The sequence below is a fragment of the Bradyrhizobium canariense genome (assembly GCF_018130465.1).
GTDB classification, from domain to species: Bacteria; Pseudomonadota; Alphaproteobacteria; order Rhizobiales; family Xanthobacteraceae; genus Bradyrhizobium; species Bradyrhizobium canariense_C.
This window is the reverse complement of the sequence record NZ_JAFCKJ010000003.1, coordinates 19,642-34,206: the sequence shown is the minus strand read 5'-3', so window position 1 is coordinate 34,206 and position 14,565 is coordinate 19,642. Positions and strand designations below refer to the sequence as shown.

General features: G+C 64.9%; 16 protein-coding genes. 2 read left to right on the top strand and 14 right to left on the bottom strand.

Features of this window, described 5'->3' with window-relative positions; all coding sequences use genetic code 11:
* Positions 1-16: 16 nt before the first annotated feature.
* From secF to yajC, 3 genes are read right to left on the bottom strand one after another with little or no spacing between them, the layout of a single operon-like run.
* Entirely contained in the window at positions 17-1,036 is a 1,020-nt protein-coding gene (gene secF / locus JQ591_RS08955) for a protein translocase subunit SecF (RefSeq protein ID WP_211395660.1), read from the bottom strand.
* Positions 1,037-1,046: 10 nt separating this feature from the next.
* Positions 1,047-2,651 (bottom strand): protein translocase subunit SecD, encoded by a 1,605-nt coding sequence (gene secD / locus JQ591_RS08950; RefSeq protein ID WP_211395659.1) that lies wholly within the window; start codon positions 2,649-2,651, stop codon positions 1,047-1,049.
* 47 nt (positions 2,652-2,698) lie between these two features.
* Positions 2,699-3,076 (bottom strand): preprotein translocase subunit YajC, encoded by a 378-nt coding sequence (gene yajC / locus JQ591_RS08945; RefSeq protein WP_211395658.1) that lies wholly within the window; start codon positions 3,074-3,076, stop codon positions 2,699-2,701.
* Between the two features lie 180 nt (positions 3,077-3,256).
* Here yajC and JQ591_RS08940 point away from each other — a divergent pair, with 180 nt between their 5' ends.
* Entirely contained in the window at positions 3,257-4,273 is a 1,017-nt protein-coding gene (locus tag JQ591_RS08940; protein ID WP_211395657.1) for an ATP-binding protein, read from the top strand.
* A gap of 166 nt (positions 4,274-4,439) precedes the next feature.
* On the opposite strand, the gene JQ591_RS08935 is transcribed toward JQ591_RS08940, so the two are convergent.
* Positions 4,440-5,834: a LysM peptidoglycan-binding domain-containing M23 family metallopeptidase gene (locus JQ591_RS08935; RefSeq protein ID WP_211395656.1), complete on the bottom strand. Its 1,395-nt coding sequence runs from the start codon at positions 5,832-5,834 to the stop codon at positions 4,440-4,442.
* Positions 5,835-5,943: 109 nt separating this feature from the next.
* On the bottom strand, positions 5,944-6,594 hold the full coding sequence (locus tag JQ591_RS08930) for a protein-L-isoaspartate(D-aspartate) O-methyltransferase (protein ID WP_211395655.1): 651 nt from the start codon (positions 6,592-6,594) through the stop codon (positions 5,944-5,946).
* A gap of 224 nt (positions 6,595-6,818) precedes the next feature.
* Here JQ591_RS08930 and JQ591_RS08925 point away from each other — a divergent pair, with 224 nt between their 5' ends.
* Positions 6,819-7,190, top strand: coding sequence for a response regulator (locus JQ591_RS08925; protein ID WP_211395654.1), 372 nt, complete (start codon positions 6,819-6,821; stop codon positions 7,188-7,190).
* Between the two features lie 35 nt (positions 7,191-7,225).
* Here JQ591_RS08925 and surE read toward each other — a convergent pair whose 3' ends face one another.
* The 9 genes from surE to nagZ all read right to left on the bottom strand — a co-directional run bounded on the left by surE (position 7,226) and on the right by nagZ (position 14,525).
* Positions 7,226-7,993, bottom strand: coding sequence for a 5'/3'-nucleotidase SurE (surE, locus tag JQ591_RS08920; RefSeq protein ID WP_211395653.1), 768 nt, complete (start codon positions 7,991-7,993; stop codon positions 7,226-7,228).
* Positions 7,994-8,096: 103 nt separating this feature from the next.
* A complete protein-coding gene (locus tag JQ591_RS08915; RefSeq protein ID WP_211395652.1) occupies positions 8,097-8,459 on the bottom strand; it encodes a hypothetical protein in 363 nt (120 codons plus the stop codon).
* A gap of 94 nt (positions 8,460-8,553) precedes the next feature.
* Positions 8,554-9,885 carry a serine--tRNA ligase gene (serS, locus tag JQ591_RS08910; RefSeq protein WP_211395651.1) on the bottom strand — a complete coding sequence of 444 codons (1,332 nt, stop codon included), beginning with the start codon at positions 9,883-9,885 and terminating at the stop codon, positions 8,554-8,556.
* Positions 9,886-10,050: 165 nt separating this feature from the next.
* Positions 10,051-10,863 carry a twin-arginine translocase subunit TatC gene (gene tatC, locus JQ591_RS08905; protein WP_211395650.1) on the bottom strand — a complete coding sequence of 271 codons (813 nt, stop codon included), beginning with the start codon at positions 10,861-10,863 and terminating at the stop codon, positions 10,051-10,053.
* On the bottom strand, positions 10,860-11,399 hold the full coding sequence (tatB, locus tag JQ591_RS08900) for a Sec-independent protein translocase protein TatB (RefSeq protein ID WP_211395649.1): 540 nt from the start codon (positions 11,397-11,399) through the stop codon (positions 10,860-10,862). The genes tatC and tatB overlap by 4 nt, the downstream gene beginning before the upstream one ends.
* An 88-nt stretch (positions 11,400-11,487) precedes the next feature.
* The gene (locus JQ591_RS08895) at positions 11,488-11,721 is read right to left on the bottom strand and encodes a twin-arginine translocase TatA/TatE family subunit (RefSeq protein ID WP_211395648.1); all 234 of its coding nucleotides are present in this window, start codon (positions 11,719-11,721) and stop codon (positions 11,488-11,490) included.
* A gap of 165 nt (positions 11,722-11,886) precedes the next feature.
* Positions 11,887-12,639: an SMC-Scp complex subunit ScpB gene (gene scpB / locus JQ591_RS08890; RefSeq protein ID WP_211395647.1), complete on the bottom strand. Its 753-nt coding sequence runs from the start codon at positions 12,637-12,639 to the stop codon at positions 11,887-11,889.
* Positions 12,640-12,660: 21 nt separating this feature from the next.
* Positions 12,661-13,500 carry a segregation and condensation protein A gene (locus tag JQ591_RS08885; protein ID WP_211395646.1) on the bottom strand — a complete coding sequence of 280 codons (840 nt, stop codon included), beginning with the start codon at positions 13,498-13,500 and terminating at the stop codon, positions 12,661-12,663.
* Positions 13,497-14,525 (bottom strand): beta-N-acetylhexosaminidase, encoded by a 1,029-nt coding sequence (gene nagZ / locus JQ591_RS08880; RefSeq protein WP_211395645.1) that lies wholly within the window; start codon positions 14,523-14,525, stop codon positions 13,497-13,499. The genes JQ591_RS08885 and nagZ overlap by 4 nt, the downstream gene beginning before the upstream one ends.
* Positions 14,526-14,565 lie beyond the last annotated feature (40 nt).

Sequence of the window (14,565 nt, the reverse complement as noted above, 5' to 3'; positions counted from 1 at the left end):
GGGCATGCGGTTCGGATCATGCCTTGCTTTTCTTCGCCGGCGTAGCCTTATCGACCGCATCTTCGCGATGCTCGCCGACGCCGAGATAGATCAGGATCGGGGCCGCGATGAAGATCGAGGTATAGGTGCCGACCAGCACCACGCCGAACATCATGACCGCGGTGAAGCTGTGGATGGCATGGCCGCCGAACAGGAGCAGAGCCAGCAGCGCCAGCGTCACGGTGAAGTGGGTGATGATCGAGCGCGACAGCGTCGAGTTGATCGATTCGTTGAGCAGCTGCGGCATCGGCATTTTCTTGTAGCGCCGCAGCATTTCGCGAATACGGTCGTAGATGACGACGGTGTCGTTGAGCGAATAGCCCAAAATGGTCAGAAGTGCCGCGATGCTGGTCAGGTCGAAATCGACCTGACTGACCGACATGAATCCGATCGTCAGCACGATGTCGTGCACGTTGGCGATCATGGCGCCGAGCGCGAACTGCCATTCGAAACGGAACCAGAGATAGATCAGGATCGAGACGATCGCAAGCATCAGGCCGAGCATGCCGTAGGCGAGCAATTCACCCGATACGCGCGGTCCCACCACCTCGACGCGGCGATAGTCGACGGAATCGCCGAGCGCGGAACGAACCTTCTGCACGGCCTCCTGCTGCGCGGCGTCGCCGCCCGGCTGCTCCGCGACGCGGATCAGGACGTCGGCGGGACCGCCGAATTGCTGCAACTGGACTTCGCCGAGACGCAAGCCATCCAGCGTCGTACGCATCGCCGCGATGTCGGCGGTGCCGGACTTGGCCTGCACCTCCAGCAGCGTGCCGCCGCGGAAGTCGATGCCGAAATTCAGGCCATGGGTGAAGAACAGCGTGATCGCGACGATCGACAACGCCGCCGAGATCGGGAAGCTGATGCGGCGAAACCGCGTGAAGTCGAAATGGGTATCGTCGGGGACGATGCGCAGCGACGGCAGCAAACCGAATGCCGCAACCACGGTGAGGACGGCAATAAGGATGCCGAGCCCGATGAGAACAGTCTGAGTCACGGTCAGGCTCCTAGATCGGCACGCTCTGCGGCCGCTTCCACCGCACCCACCCGGCCACGATCAGCCGGGTCAGCGTAAAGGCGGTGAATACCGTGGTGATGATGCCGATGCCGAGCGTCACGGCGAAGCCGCGCACCGGACCGGTGCCGATGTAGAACAGCACCGCGGCGGCAATGAATGTGGTGATGTTGGAATCGAGGATGGTCGCAAGCGCCCGCTTGAAGCCGGCGTCGATCGCCGAGATCGCGTTACGGCCGCCACGCAATTCCTCGCGGATGCGCTCGTAGATCAGCACGTTGGAATCGACCGCGATGCCGACAGTGAGCACGATGCCGGCGATGCCGGGCAGCGTCAGCGTGGCGTTGAGCAGCGACAAGAGGCCGAAGATCATGGCGACGTTGATGGCCACCGCGATGTTGGCGAACACGCCGAACAGGCGGTAGGTCAAAAGCATGAAGATGATGACGAGGATCGAGCCGACGTAAGCCGCAAGCTCACCCTTCTCGATCGAATCCTGGCCGAGGCCCGGACCGACGGTGCGCTCCTCGACCACGGTGAGCGGCGCCGGCAGCGCGCCGGCGCGCAGCAGGATCGCGAGATCGTTGGCCGATTGCACGGTGAAATTGCCCGAGATCTGGCCCTGGCCGCCGGTGATGGGCTCGCGGATCACGGGAGCCGAGATGACCTTGTTGTCGAGCACGATCGCGAAGGGCAGCCCGACGTTCTCTTGCGTCGCCTGCGAGAACTTGCGCGCGCCTGACGTATTGAACTTGAAGCTGACGACGGGCTCACTCGTGCGCTGGTCAAAGCTCGCCTGGGCGTCGGTCAGATCGCCGCCGGCAACCAGCACCTGCTTCTTGACCACATAGGGTGTGGGCGGCGGCGACGCGCTCATCAGAAGCTCGGATTCCGGCGGCAAACGTCCCTGCTGCGCCTGATCGGGCGGCACGGACGCATCGACCATGCGGAATTCCATCTTCGCGGTCTTGCCCAGCAATTCCTTCAGACGGGTCGGGTCCTGGAGGCCGGGGACCTGCACCAGGATGCGATCGTTGCCCTGGCGCTGGATGACAGGTTCGACGGTGCCGAGCTCGTTGACGCGGCGTTCGACGATCTGGATCGACTGCTCGATAGTCTTGCGCATGCGGTCGAGCATCGCGGCCTGCGGGATAGCGAGCCGGATCAAGCCGCCCCCGGCGTCAGTCACATCGAGGTCGCGCTGACCGCTGGACCCCACCAGTCCGCCCAGCGGCTGAGACAGCTCGCGCAGCTTGGCAAGCGCGGGCTGCTGGTCGGATTCCTTGGTGATCCGAACCTCGGCCGCATCATTGCGCACGGTGACGCCGCCAGTGAAGCCGATCTTGGCATCGCGCAGCGTCCGGCGAACGTCGTCGCGGACCTGGTCGAGCCTCTCTTTCTTCACATAGTTGCCGTCGACCTCGAGCAGCAGATAGGAGCCGCCCTGGAGATCGAGGCCAAGCACGAGCCGGCGTTGCGCCCAGGCGGGCCAGGTCTTGACCTGCGCTTCAGGGAAGAAGTTCGGGACCGCGCAAAGGCACACGATCAGCGCCGTCAGGATAATCCCGAGCGCCTTCCACCGCGTGAAATACAACATCGACTGGACCTGTCAGATCGGGAGATTTGAGAGACTCGCGGAAGCGCTCACTTCGCCGCGGTGTCGTCCTTGGCGCTTTCCTTGGCGCTTTCCTTGGATTCTTTGGCCGGCTCGCCCTTGGCGCGCACGCCGGAGACCATCGAGCGCATCTGCCGCACGCGCACGCCATCGGCGATCTCGAACTCGATCTGGTCGTCGTCGACGACCTTGGTGACCTTGCCGACGAGGCCGCCCGAGGTCACGACGGTGTCGCCGCGGCGGATGTTCTTCACGAGGTCGGCGTGGTCACGGACCTTCTTCTGCTGCGGACGCAGAATCAGGAAGTACATGATCACGAAGATCAGGGCGAACGGCAGCAGCGACATCAACATGCCGCTGGTGTCGCCGGCGCCCGCAGCCTGGGCATACGCAGGGGTAATCAGCATTCGGACGATCCTCGTGAGAACGGGGGAAAACCGGTCAGGCCCAAATGGCGACCGGTTCGGTCAAATTCGCGCGGACTATAGCGGCCATTGCCCCAATTGCAACGCTGCCAGACCGCCCTTTTGGCCACCTTGCGGAGCGCCGTCAGGCCCGATAAGGCTGCATTCTCAGGAACTTCGGACATGCCCAAAAAACCAAGCAAAAGCCCGGCCGGCAAAGGCCCCCGCACCCCTGCCACGAAGCCTGCCCGCGTCGCGGCAAAACGTCCCAAGGCCGCCCTCAAAGCAGCTTCCAAGGTGACTTCGAACGGGATTTCGAAGGCGACCCGGAACGTCTCCCAGGAGCGCATCGTTCGCGCGCTGGAGACGATCGCGGCGCACCTCTCCGCCCAAGGCAAGCCCACCGCCGAACGCGAGTCGTTCAAGCAGGCGGATGCTTTCGTCTGGCACCCGGACGGCCGCCTTGCGGCGGTGCCGCGGGTCAGCCGCGTCGAACTGTTCCTGCTCAAGGGCGTCGACCGGATGCGCGACATCCTGATGGAGAACACCGAGCGTTTCGCCAACGGCTTGCCCGCCAACAACGCGCTGCTCTGGGGCGCGCGCGGCATGGGCAAGTCGTCGCTGGTGAAGGCGGCGCATGCCAGCATCAACGCGGAGCGCAAACCGGCCGACAAGCTGAAGCTGATCGAGATTCATCGCGAGGACATCGAGAGCCTGCCGGCGCTGATGGAGCAGCTTCGCGCCTCGTCCTTCCGCTTCATCGTGTTCTGCGACGATCTCTCCTTCGACGGCAATGATGCGTCCTACAAATCGCTCAAGGCGGTGCTCGAAGGCGGCATCGAGGGCCGGCCGGAGAACGTCATCCTCTACGCCACCTCCAACCGGCGCCATCTGCTGGCGCGCGAGATGATCGAGAACGAACGCTCGACCGCGATCAATCCCGGCGAAGCCGTCGAGGAGAAGGTCTCGCTGTCGGATCGCTTCGGCCTCTGGCTCGGCTTCCACCGCTGCAGCCAGGACGAATATCTCGCCATGGTGCGGGGCTATTGCAGCCATTTCGGCGTCAAGGTCGACGACGAGGCGCTGGAGCGCGAGGCACTCGAATGGTCGACGACGCGCGGCTCGCGCTCGGGCCGCGTCGCCTGGCAGTTCGTGCAGGAGCTTGCGGGACGGCTCGGCGTGAAGCTGGCGGCGACGTAGCGGAGCCGCACTCACAACTGTCATTCCCCGCGCAGGCGGGGAATCCAGTACGCCGCGCCTTCTCGGCTCAACTATGACTGTCTCTGGAATACTGGATCGCCCGCTTTCGCGGGCGATGACAGCTTGTATTTGGTAACGGCGCGCCCCTGCTCTACAGGCCCGCGCCTCACGCCCCGTTCAGGAATTGAAGCGGGTCAACCGGGCTCGATCCCTTACGGATCTCGAAGTGGAGCTGCGGCGACGCCACCTCCCCGGATTGACCCGACTTGGCAATGACCTGACCGCGCTTGATGGTATCGCCGCGCTTCACCATCAGCTCACTCGCATGGGCATATGCGGTGACGTAGCCGTTGGAGTGCCGAACCAGGACCAGATTGCCATAACCCTTCAGCTCGTTGCCGGAATAGGCAACGACACCGTCTTCAGCCGCCTTGACCGGCGTACCCTCGGGCACCGCGAGATTGATGCCGTCGTTGGACTTGCCATTGGTCTTGGCGCCGTAGCTCGTGACCACCTTGCCGCGCACCGGCCAGCGGAAGGTCGGCAGCGCGCTGGTGGTCTCCGCAGCTTTCGCCGGAGCTTCCGCGGCTTTCTCTTCGACATTGGCCGTGGCCTGGGCCAGGCGCGCGCTCTGCACCGGCGCGGCGACGGCCGCCATCTTGGTAGCGGGCGCAGGTGCGGCCGCAACGGGCTGCAGTGTACCCACGACGGGGGCAGCTCCGACCGGAGCCGCGGCAACCGGCGCCGCGACGGCGGCGGTCTTGGCGCCGGGCACGGCCAGTCTGGTGCCGAGCTTGAGTTTTGCAGAGGGATCGAGGCTGTTGGCGCGGGCCAGTTCAGCCGCCGAGATATGGTTCTTGCGGGCAATGCTGGCGAGCGTGTCGCCGTGGTTGACGAAGTGGGTGCTCGACGGGGCAGCAACGGCCGCAACCGGCTTTGCAGCAGGCGCCAGCGCGGGGGCCGCGGCAACGGGAGCCATGAGCGGCGCGGACGCAGCGGCCGTGGCCTGATGCGGGATGATCAGTTGCTGGCCGGGCGAGAGCGCGCGCGGTCCCTTATAGCCGTTGGCGGCGAGGATCGCCTGCGGCGTGACGCGATAGCGTTTGGCGAGCAGGTCGAGCGTATCGCTGGTGCCGACGATGATCTTGGTTCCACCGACCGGCTGGGCGGCGGCAACCGAGCGCGGCGGCACGGTGGCCGTCGTCTCAAGATGCGGCTGCGCCGGGGGGGCGTAGGAGCCGACGCCGCGGCCGCCTCCGGACACGCCACCTGCCGCAACGGGATAGGATTGCGGCGCGGACACTGCCGGCGGCGGCAAGGGCTGCGATTGATAATAGCCGGACTGCGTCTGCGGCCGCGAATATTGCGGCAGCTCACGCTGCGGCGGCGGTGCCTGCTGCACCGAACCGGTCGATTCCTGCGCGAAGGGATTGGAGAAGTTCGACTGGGACATGCGCGACGACATGTCGGCGCTGCACCCTGCGAAGCTGAAGGAGATCAGCGCCAGCACCGCGACCTGCGGTACGCGGCGCGAGTAAAGCAACTCGGCGGCAACGGACATGGTTACTCACTCGTACGCAACAGAACTGGTCTTTTAAGTAAACACGCGCCGAGTAAATAACGGCTTAACCCTCCCAATAAGATGTTGGCAGCACAGCCAATCCGGAAATCTACAGCTCCCGCGCCACGCCGGGCAGCGCCGGCACGAACCGGACCTCGACGAGTTCCTTGCGCTCGATCCCGGCTTCGGTCCGGCTCAGGCGGATCAGCGTCTGCACGCCCTGATGCGGGCCGACGGGCGCGATCAGGATGCCGCCCACCTCCAGCCGCTCGACCAGGTTCTCCGGAAGCTGCTCCAACGCGGCCGTGACGATGATGCGGTCGAATGGGCCGATATTGGGAGGCAGATTGAGTCCGTCGCCCAGCATCACCTCGACGTTGTGACAGTTGAGCTTCTCAAGCCTGAGACGTGCGGCATCCGCAAGCTTGCGGTAGCGCTCGACCGTCAACACCTGGCCGGCGAGCCGCGATAGCACCGCGGCCTGGTAGCCCGAGCCGGCGCCGATCTCGAGCACGCGGTGCTTCTTCTGGAGCTGGAGCTGCTCGGTCATGTAGGCGACGACGAAGGGTTGGCTGATGGTCTGGCCGCAGGCGATCGGCAGCGCGGTGTCGCGATAGGCGCCGTCGCGATTGGCTTCGTCGACGAATTGCTCGCGCGGCACCTCCTCCATGGCCCGCAGGACCGCCTGGTCGCTGATCCCCCGACGCCTCAGCGTGAGCTGAAACATCATCTTTTCCGGCGGGTGCTGATGGGAGGTCATTGCCTGCTTGTGCTGTCTTTGGGTCCGGGACGCCAACCTGGGGCGCGCGATTCTTGTTCCGGCTCAGGGAACCCATGATACGCTTGGGACGGCGTACTTGACCACAAATCGGCTTGCAACGGGCGAGCGTCGATGGCCATTTTCAGGCATCCGTTCGTCGAAACGCGCATTGCGTCGATTCATGTTATCTGCGAACGTTTTTGGCAATGGGCAAGGACTCAACGATGACCGCTACGGGGCTTTCCGGCCGCTCTGTATTCCTCGTCGAAGACGAGGTGATGATCAGGATGATGGTCGCGGACATGCTCGAAGAGCTGGGCTACAAGATCGCAGCCGAGGCGGGCGACATCACCGAAGCCATGCGGCTCGCCCAGGCAACCGAGTTCGACATCGCCATTCTCGACGTCAACGTCAACGGCAAGGTCATCTCGCCGGTCGCCGATCTCATCAAGGCGAAGGGCTGCCCGTTCATCTTCGCCACCGGATACGGCTCCTCCGGCCTGCCCGAGCAGTACCGCGATCGGCCGGCGCTTCAGAAGCCATTTCAGCTCGACGCCCTCGGCAAGACCATCGAAGCCGCGCTTCGCGGCGGCTAGGCCGCGTTCCAGGTCGGATTACTTCAGCGTCGGACTTACTTCAGCGTCGCACTCAGCGCGTCGGAAAACGCCTCGTTGGTCCGGTCGAGCCTGAGCGGCGTGACGGAGACATAGCGTTCGCGCAGCGCCGCGAGATCGGTGCCCTCGGCGGGCATATCCATCATCGCGGTGCGCTCGAAGCCGATCCAGAAATAGGGATTGCCACGGCCGTCCCTGCGCTCGTCGATCCTGAGGAAGCCGAGATTGCGCTTGCCCTGTCGCGTCACGCGAACGCCCAGCACGTCTTCCGGCGCACAGGACGGGAAGTTGACGTTGATGACGGTGTCCTTCGGGATGCCGGCGGCGATCACCTTGCGCAGGATGTCGGGCCCGAATTTGCGCGCGGTGTCCCACGGCGGCCGCTCGCGCGTCTCGACGCTGAACTCCTGCGACAGGGCGAACGACGGCAGCCCCAGGATGGTGCCTTCCAGCGCGCCGGCGATGGTGCCGGAATAGACCACGTCTTCGGCGACGTTGCGGCCCTTGTTGACGCCGGACAGCACGAGGTCGGGCAGCTTGGCGCCGAGGATATGGCGCGCGCCCATGATCACGCAGTCGGTCGGCGTGCCGCGCACCGCGAAGTGCCGCGGGCCGACCTCGCGCAGGCGCAGGGGATCGTTCAGCGACAGCGAATGCGACACGCCGGACTGGTCGAGCTCGGGCGCGACCACCCAGACGTCATCGGACAATGCGCGCGCGATCTCCTCCAGGACCTTGAGGCCGGGAGCGTGGATGCCGTCGTCATTGGTGCAGAGAATGCGCATGCGAAAGGTCTTTTCTGAAGCGGGTCTGAGCCGTCTTATCCGGCCGGGGCCGATCAGGCAAACCGGCCTAAGGGGCCGGCGGCCGGTTCCCGGCTTGGTCCGGCTACCGGCGAACGCGCCATTGCGGCAGGAAACGCGCGAGCCGGCCTTCCGCGTGCAACTTCATCGCCGGCACGACCGGGCTCACGATTGGAGTCTCGATCACGCCGAGTGCCTCCAGCTGCGCGACGAACGGGTTCGGCACCGGCGCCTGCGGAAAGCGGTCACGTGCCAGCGTCAGCGCCTTGTCGAAATCCGCGGCATTCACACCGGGCTTGGCCCGCCGGCTCTGGACCAGATCGTCGTCCCAGAGCCGCGTGATCTCGATGTCGAGCACGCCACGCAGCCGCTGATCGACAGCCTGGATGCCGGCACCTGTCACCGCCCATTGTCTGCCGACCCAGAAGATGTCGCGGTGCAAAGCCATGAACGATCGGTTCGCGTTGTCGGGTGGCCGGCAGGATAACCGGCCGCCCGATCTTCGCAACCAAACGTTTCTGCGTTTCAGATTGGCAACACGCCTAGTCGCGTCCGACCACCTTGAGCCCGCCCATATAGGGCTGGAGCACGCTGGGGACCGCGATCGAGCCGTCCTCCTGCTGATAGGTCTCCATCACGGCGATCAGCGCACGGCCAACTGCCGTGCCGGAGCCGTTGAGCGTGTGCACGAAGCGCGGCTTGCCGTCGGGGCCGCGCGAGCGCGCGTCCATCCGGCGGGCCTGGAAATCGCCGCATACCGAGCAGCTCGAGATCTCGCGAAACATGCCGCCGTCGCCCTGCCCCGGCATCCAGACCTCGATGTCATAGGTTTTTTGCGACGAAAAACCCATATCTCCTGCGCAGAGCGTCATCACGCGATAATGCAGGTCGAGCTTCTGCAACACCTGCTCGGCGCAGGACAGCATCCGCTCCAGCTCGTCCTTGCTGGTCTCGGGCGTCGTGATCGAGACCAGCTCGACCTTGGTGAACTGGTGCTGGCGGATCATGCCGCGGGTGTCGCGCCCCGCTGCGCCCGCCTCCGCGCGGAAGCACGGCGTCAATGCGGTGAGCCGCATCGGCAACTGCTTCTCGTCGAGAATGGATTCGCGGACGAGGTTGGTGAGGGCAACCTCGGCGGTCGGAATGAGACCGAGGCGCTCGGTCATCAGCCGCTCTGGGTCCGGCGCGGCCAGGAGCTCGCCCTTGATCGCCCAGAACTGATCGTCCTCGAATTTCGGCAACTGCCCGGTGCCGAACATCACCTCGTTGCGCACCAGCAGCGGCGGATTGATCTCGGTGTAGCCGTGCTCGTTGGTATGCAGGTCGAGCATGAACTGGCCGAGCGCGCGCTCCAGTCTCGCCAACCCCTTCTTCAGCACGACGAAGCGCGCACCCGAGAGCTTTGCCGCCGCCTCGAAATCCATGTAGCCGAGCGCGGTGCCGAGATCGTCATGTAGCTTCGGCGCGAAGCCGTAGTTGCGCTTGTTGCCGAACACATGGTGTTGCACGTTGCCGTGCTCGTCGACGCCATCGGGCACTTCGTCGAACGGGATGTTCGGAATCGCGGACAGCTCTTTCGTCAGCTCCTCGTCGGCAGCCTTCGCGGTTGCCTCGAGCTCCGGCATCGTGGTCTTGAGCTCGGCGACCTCAGCCATCAGCTTGGCCGCGCGCGCCTCGTCCTTGGCCTTCTTGGCATCGCCGATTTCCTTGGAGGCCGCATTGCGCCGCGCCTGCGCCTGCTCCGAGGCCAGGATGGCCGCTCGGCGCTTCTCGTCGATCGCGAGCAGCGACGCCGACAACGGCTTCAGGCCCCGTCGTGCGAGGCCGGCGTCGAAGGCTTGCGGGTTGTCGCGGATTGATTTGATGTCGTGCATGGCGGCGGTCCTGGGGCAGCGCGTAAACATACAACGGCAAACGTTGTACGTCAGCGCGTCTCCCTAGCACTCTGTCATCGCCCGCGAAAGCGGGCGATCCAGTATTCCAGAGACGTCAGTGATTCCCCGATAAGCCGCGGCGGAATGACAGGGGAGCTAGAGCCCCTACTCCGCCGGATTAACCGGCGTCGACACGTCAGTGCCGGTACTGGCCTTTGAACCTGCCGCCTTCTTCTCCACGATCCCCACCGCGATGATCGAGCCCTCGTAGAGCAGGAGCAAGGGGATCGCGAGCGAGCACTGGCTGAGCACGTCGGGCGGGGTCAGAACGGCGGCGATGACGAAGGCGACGACGATGAAATAGCGGCGCTTCTCGCGCAGCATCTTTGACGTGACGATGCCGATGCGGCCGAGCAGCGTCAGGATCACCGGAAGCTGGAAGGCGATGCCGAAGGCGAAGATCAGCGACATCATCAGGGATAGATATTCGCCAACCTTGGGCAGCAGCTGGATCTGCGCGGTCTCGTCGCTGCCAGCCTGCTGCATGCCGAGCGAGAAGCGGACCAGCATCGGCAGCACGACGAAATAGACCAGCGCCGCGCCAAGCACGAAGAAGAACGGGGTCGCGACCAGATACGGCAGGAAGGCCTGCTTCTCGTGCTTGTAGAGGCCCGGGGCGACGAACTTGTAGATCTGCGTGGCGACGATCGGAAACGAGATGAAGCCGGCGCCGAACAGCGCGAGCTTGAGCTGGGTGATGAAATATTCGAGCAGCGCCGTGTAGATGAATTTCGAGTTCTCGGGACCGGCGACCCACACGAACGGCCAGACCAGCACGTTGTAGATCTGCTTGGCGAAGAAGAAGCAGAAAATGAAGGCAATGCCGAAGCCGAGCAGCGCTTTGATCAGCCGCGAACGCAGCTCGATCAAATGGTCCATCAGAGGAGCTTTGCTGGCCTCGATATCGGCGGCGCTCATGACGCTTTGGCGTCCTTGATCGCCTCGGCCGGCGCCGTGTCCTGGGTGACCGAACCTTGATTGATCTGCGCCTGCTCGACCTCACGGGTGATGGCGAGCGGCTCGTTCACGGCCGCATGTGCCTCGGCTTCCACGAAGGTCTCGGGCGTCGGCGCTTCCGGCGTGGTGGGCGTCGCCGGCGCTTCGCTTGAAGTCGCCAGCGGTTCGACAGCGGTGGAGGTCGAGGTCTCGGCCGGCTTGTCCAGCGCATCGACGCGGAGCGCGTCGCTGACGTCCTTCTGGAGCGAGGTCATCAGATTGTTGCCGGCGAAGCCGGAAGCCGCTTCCTTGACCTCGTCGAAGCTCTTCTTGAGGTCGGCCATTTCGGCCTCGCGCATCGCTTCCTGGAACTGGCCCTGGAATTCGGCGGCCATCTTGCGCGCCTTGCCCATCCACTGTCCGACCATGCGCAGCACGCCCGGCAGCTCTTTCGGGCCGATGGCGATCAGGGCCACGACCCCGATCAGGACCAGTTCACTCCACCCGATGTCGAACATGAGGTCTTCCGTTCACGCCAGCCGCAGCCGGCCCAATCCCTCGCGCGCAGGATCGGGACCGCTACCCGCGTCTCGCGTGCTCTCTGGCTCAGACGGCCTTGCTGCCGACGTCGGACCGTGCCGCGGTCGGCGCGGCAGTGTGCTCGATGGACTTGGCCGGCTCGGGCTTGTCGGCGACTTTGTCGTCGTCCTGCATGCCCTTCTTGAACGCCTTGATGCCCTGCGCCACGTCGCCCATCAGATCCGAAATCTTGCCGCGGCCGAACAGAAGCAGGACCACTGCGATCACCAGGACCCAGTGCCAAATGCTGAGTGAACCCATCCTGCAAACCTCCAAACGCGCATGGCCGGGGACCGGCCGATCTTCACCGAAACCTAGGCTTGGCAGGTGCCAAAAACAAGGACCAAGGCAGCGCCAATTCGCTGTTGGCGCTACGTAATCTTGCTAGTGTTAACTGGTCGCAGGGGCCGGTAAGAGGCCGGCACGTCAGCCCTCGCTGCCACCCTCGCCATCCTCATTGCCGCCTTCCGGCGGCGTCTCGGGCTCGACCGCAGGCGCCAGCGCCAGATCGAGGTCCTCGCCCGGTTCCAGCGGATCCTCGTCCTCCCGCAACGCCGGGTCATCCGACGGCGTCGGCACGCTGAATCCGGTCGGCAGGCGCGAATCCAGCAGCCCCGTGCCCTTCAGCTCCTCCAGGCCCGGCAGATCGCCGAGCTGTTCCAGCGTGAACTGCGACAGGAAGTCCTCGGTGGTTCCGAAGGTCAAGGGACGGCCCGGCGTTTTGCGACGGCCGCGCGGCTTGATCCAGCCGGTTTCCAGCAGCACGTCCAGCGTGCCCTTCGAGGTGACGACGCCGCGGATCTCCTCGATCTCGGCGCGCGTCACGGGCTGGTGATAGGCGATGATTGCCAACACCTCGATCGCGGCGCGCGACAGGCGGCGGGTCTCGGTGCTCTCGCGGGTCATCAACCAGGCGAGATCACCCGCGGTGCGGAAGGTCCATTTGTTGGCAACCCGCACGAGATTCACGCCGCGCAAGGAATAGTCGGCCTGCAACTGCTCGAGCGCGGCCTTCACGTCAACGCCCTCGGGCATGCGCTTGGCCAGCGTCGCGGTGTCCAGCGGTTCATTCGAAGCGAACAGCAGCGCTTCCAGCAGCCGCAATTCTTCGGGACGCGCCTGGGACTCGTTCTCCATCGGCTCGGCCTCTTCTACCCGCACTTCAGCCAGGCTTGCCATGGCAGATTCTCCTTGTTGCACTTAAGCGACCGGCGCATCGGGCGCAGGAGCTGCGTCCATGACCGGCTTGGGGCGCCCCTTCCGGAAATAGATGGGCGCAAACGCCTCTTTCTGGTTCAGTTCGAGCTGACCTTCGCGAACCAGCTCGAGCGCAGCCGCAAAACTCGAGGCAAGCACTGTCGCGCGCTGCGTCGGATCGGCGACGTGCTGGAGCAGAAAATCGTCGAGAACGCCCCAATCGTCCTGCTCGGTGATGCTGCCGACCAGCCGCTCCAGCGTGGCGCGCGCCTCGGCGAGCGACCACACCGTGCGCTTGGCCAGATGCACGCTCGCCAGCACGCGCGACTGGCGCTGCGCGGCATAGGCGGTGAGCAAATCGTACAGCGTCGCGGTGTATTTCGGATGCTTGATCTCGGCGATCTGCTCGGGCTCGCCGCGCGGGAAGATGTCGCGCAGCAATTGCTGCCGGTTCATCAGGCGGTTGGCGGCTTCGCGAATGGCCTCCAGCCGGCGCAGGCGGTTGGCGAGCGCCGTCGCCATCTGCTCCGCGCTCGGGCCTTCCGCACTCGGCGGCTCCGGCAGCAGCAGGCGCGATTTCAGGAAGGCGAGCCAGGCCGCCATGACGAGATAGTCGGCAGCAAGCTCGAGCCGGATCTTTCGCGCGGCTTCGATGAAGTGGAGATACTGGTCGGCGAGCGCCAGGATCGAAATCTTGGCGAGATCGACCTTCTGCTGCCGCGCCAGTGCGAGCAGCAGGTCGAGCGGCCCCTCATAGCCCTCGACGTCCACCACCAACGCCGGCTCACCCTCGGCGAGCTCTGCGGGCCGCCCGGTTTCAAACGATAGGATTTCTGCGGTCATGCCGATGCCGTATTTGCCCGTGCGATCAATGCGTCCAGTTCGGCGCGTGCGGCCGCGCGGTCGAGCGGCTGCGGTCCTTTACGCGCCGCGAGTGCGGCGTTCGCCCGCTCCAGCGCCCTGCCCGCCAATTCCGGTGTCTGGCCGGCGACCTCGCGCATCTCCTCGATGTTGCCGTTGCAATGCAGGGCCATATCGCAACCGGCCGCGAAGATGGCGCGGGTCCGTTCGGCGATATTCCCCGACAGCGCGTTCATCGACACGTCATCACTCATTAACAAACCCTGGAACCCGATTGCGCCGCGAATCACGTCAGCGATCATTGTCGCAGAAGTCGTCGCCGGATGGGCGGGGTCGACCGCGCTAAACACAACATGTGCAGTCATGGCCATCGGCAAATCCGCCAGCGGCTTGAATGCCGCAAAGTCGGTCCGTTCCAGCTCGTCCCGGGGCGTATCGACCGTCGGCAGCTTGAAATGGGTATCGGCGGTGGCCCTGCCGTGGCCGGGAATGTGCTTGAGGATCGGCAGCACGCCGCCCTCCTCCAGGCCCTCGGTGACCGCGCGGGCAATCGCCGCGACCTTGTCCGGCGAGGTGCCGTAAGCCCTGTTCCCAATGACGGCATCGGCGCCCGCCACCGGCACGTCGGCCAGCGGCAAGCAATCCACGGTAATACCGAGATCGGCGAGATCGGCCGCGATCAGCCGGGCGCTGAGGCGCGCCGCGGTCAGCCCGAGCGCCGAATCAGTGTCGTAGAGACCTGCGAAAATGGCCCCCGGCGGATAGACCGGCCAATGCGGCGGTCCCAGCCGCTGCACCCGACCGCCCTCCTGGTCGATCAGGACAGGAGCATCAGCAGAGCCTGCAACCGTCCGCAATTCAGCAACAAGTGCAGCAACTTGAGCTGGCGTATCGACATTGCGCTTGAAGAGGATGAAGCCCCATGGGCGTTCGCTGCGGATAAACTCCCGCTCGGCGGCGGTCAGTTCCGTTCCGGATACGCCGGTAATGAAGGCCCGCGTGCTCATACGGCCGATTAACCCTGACCCGCGAGGGGGTCAAGGAAAC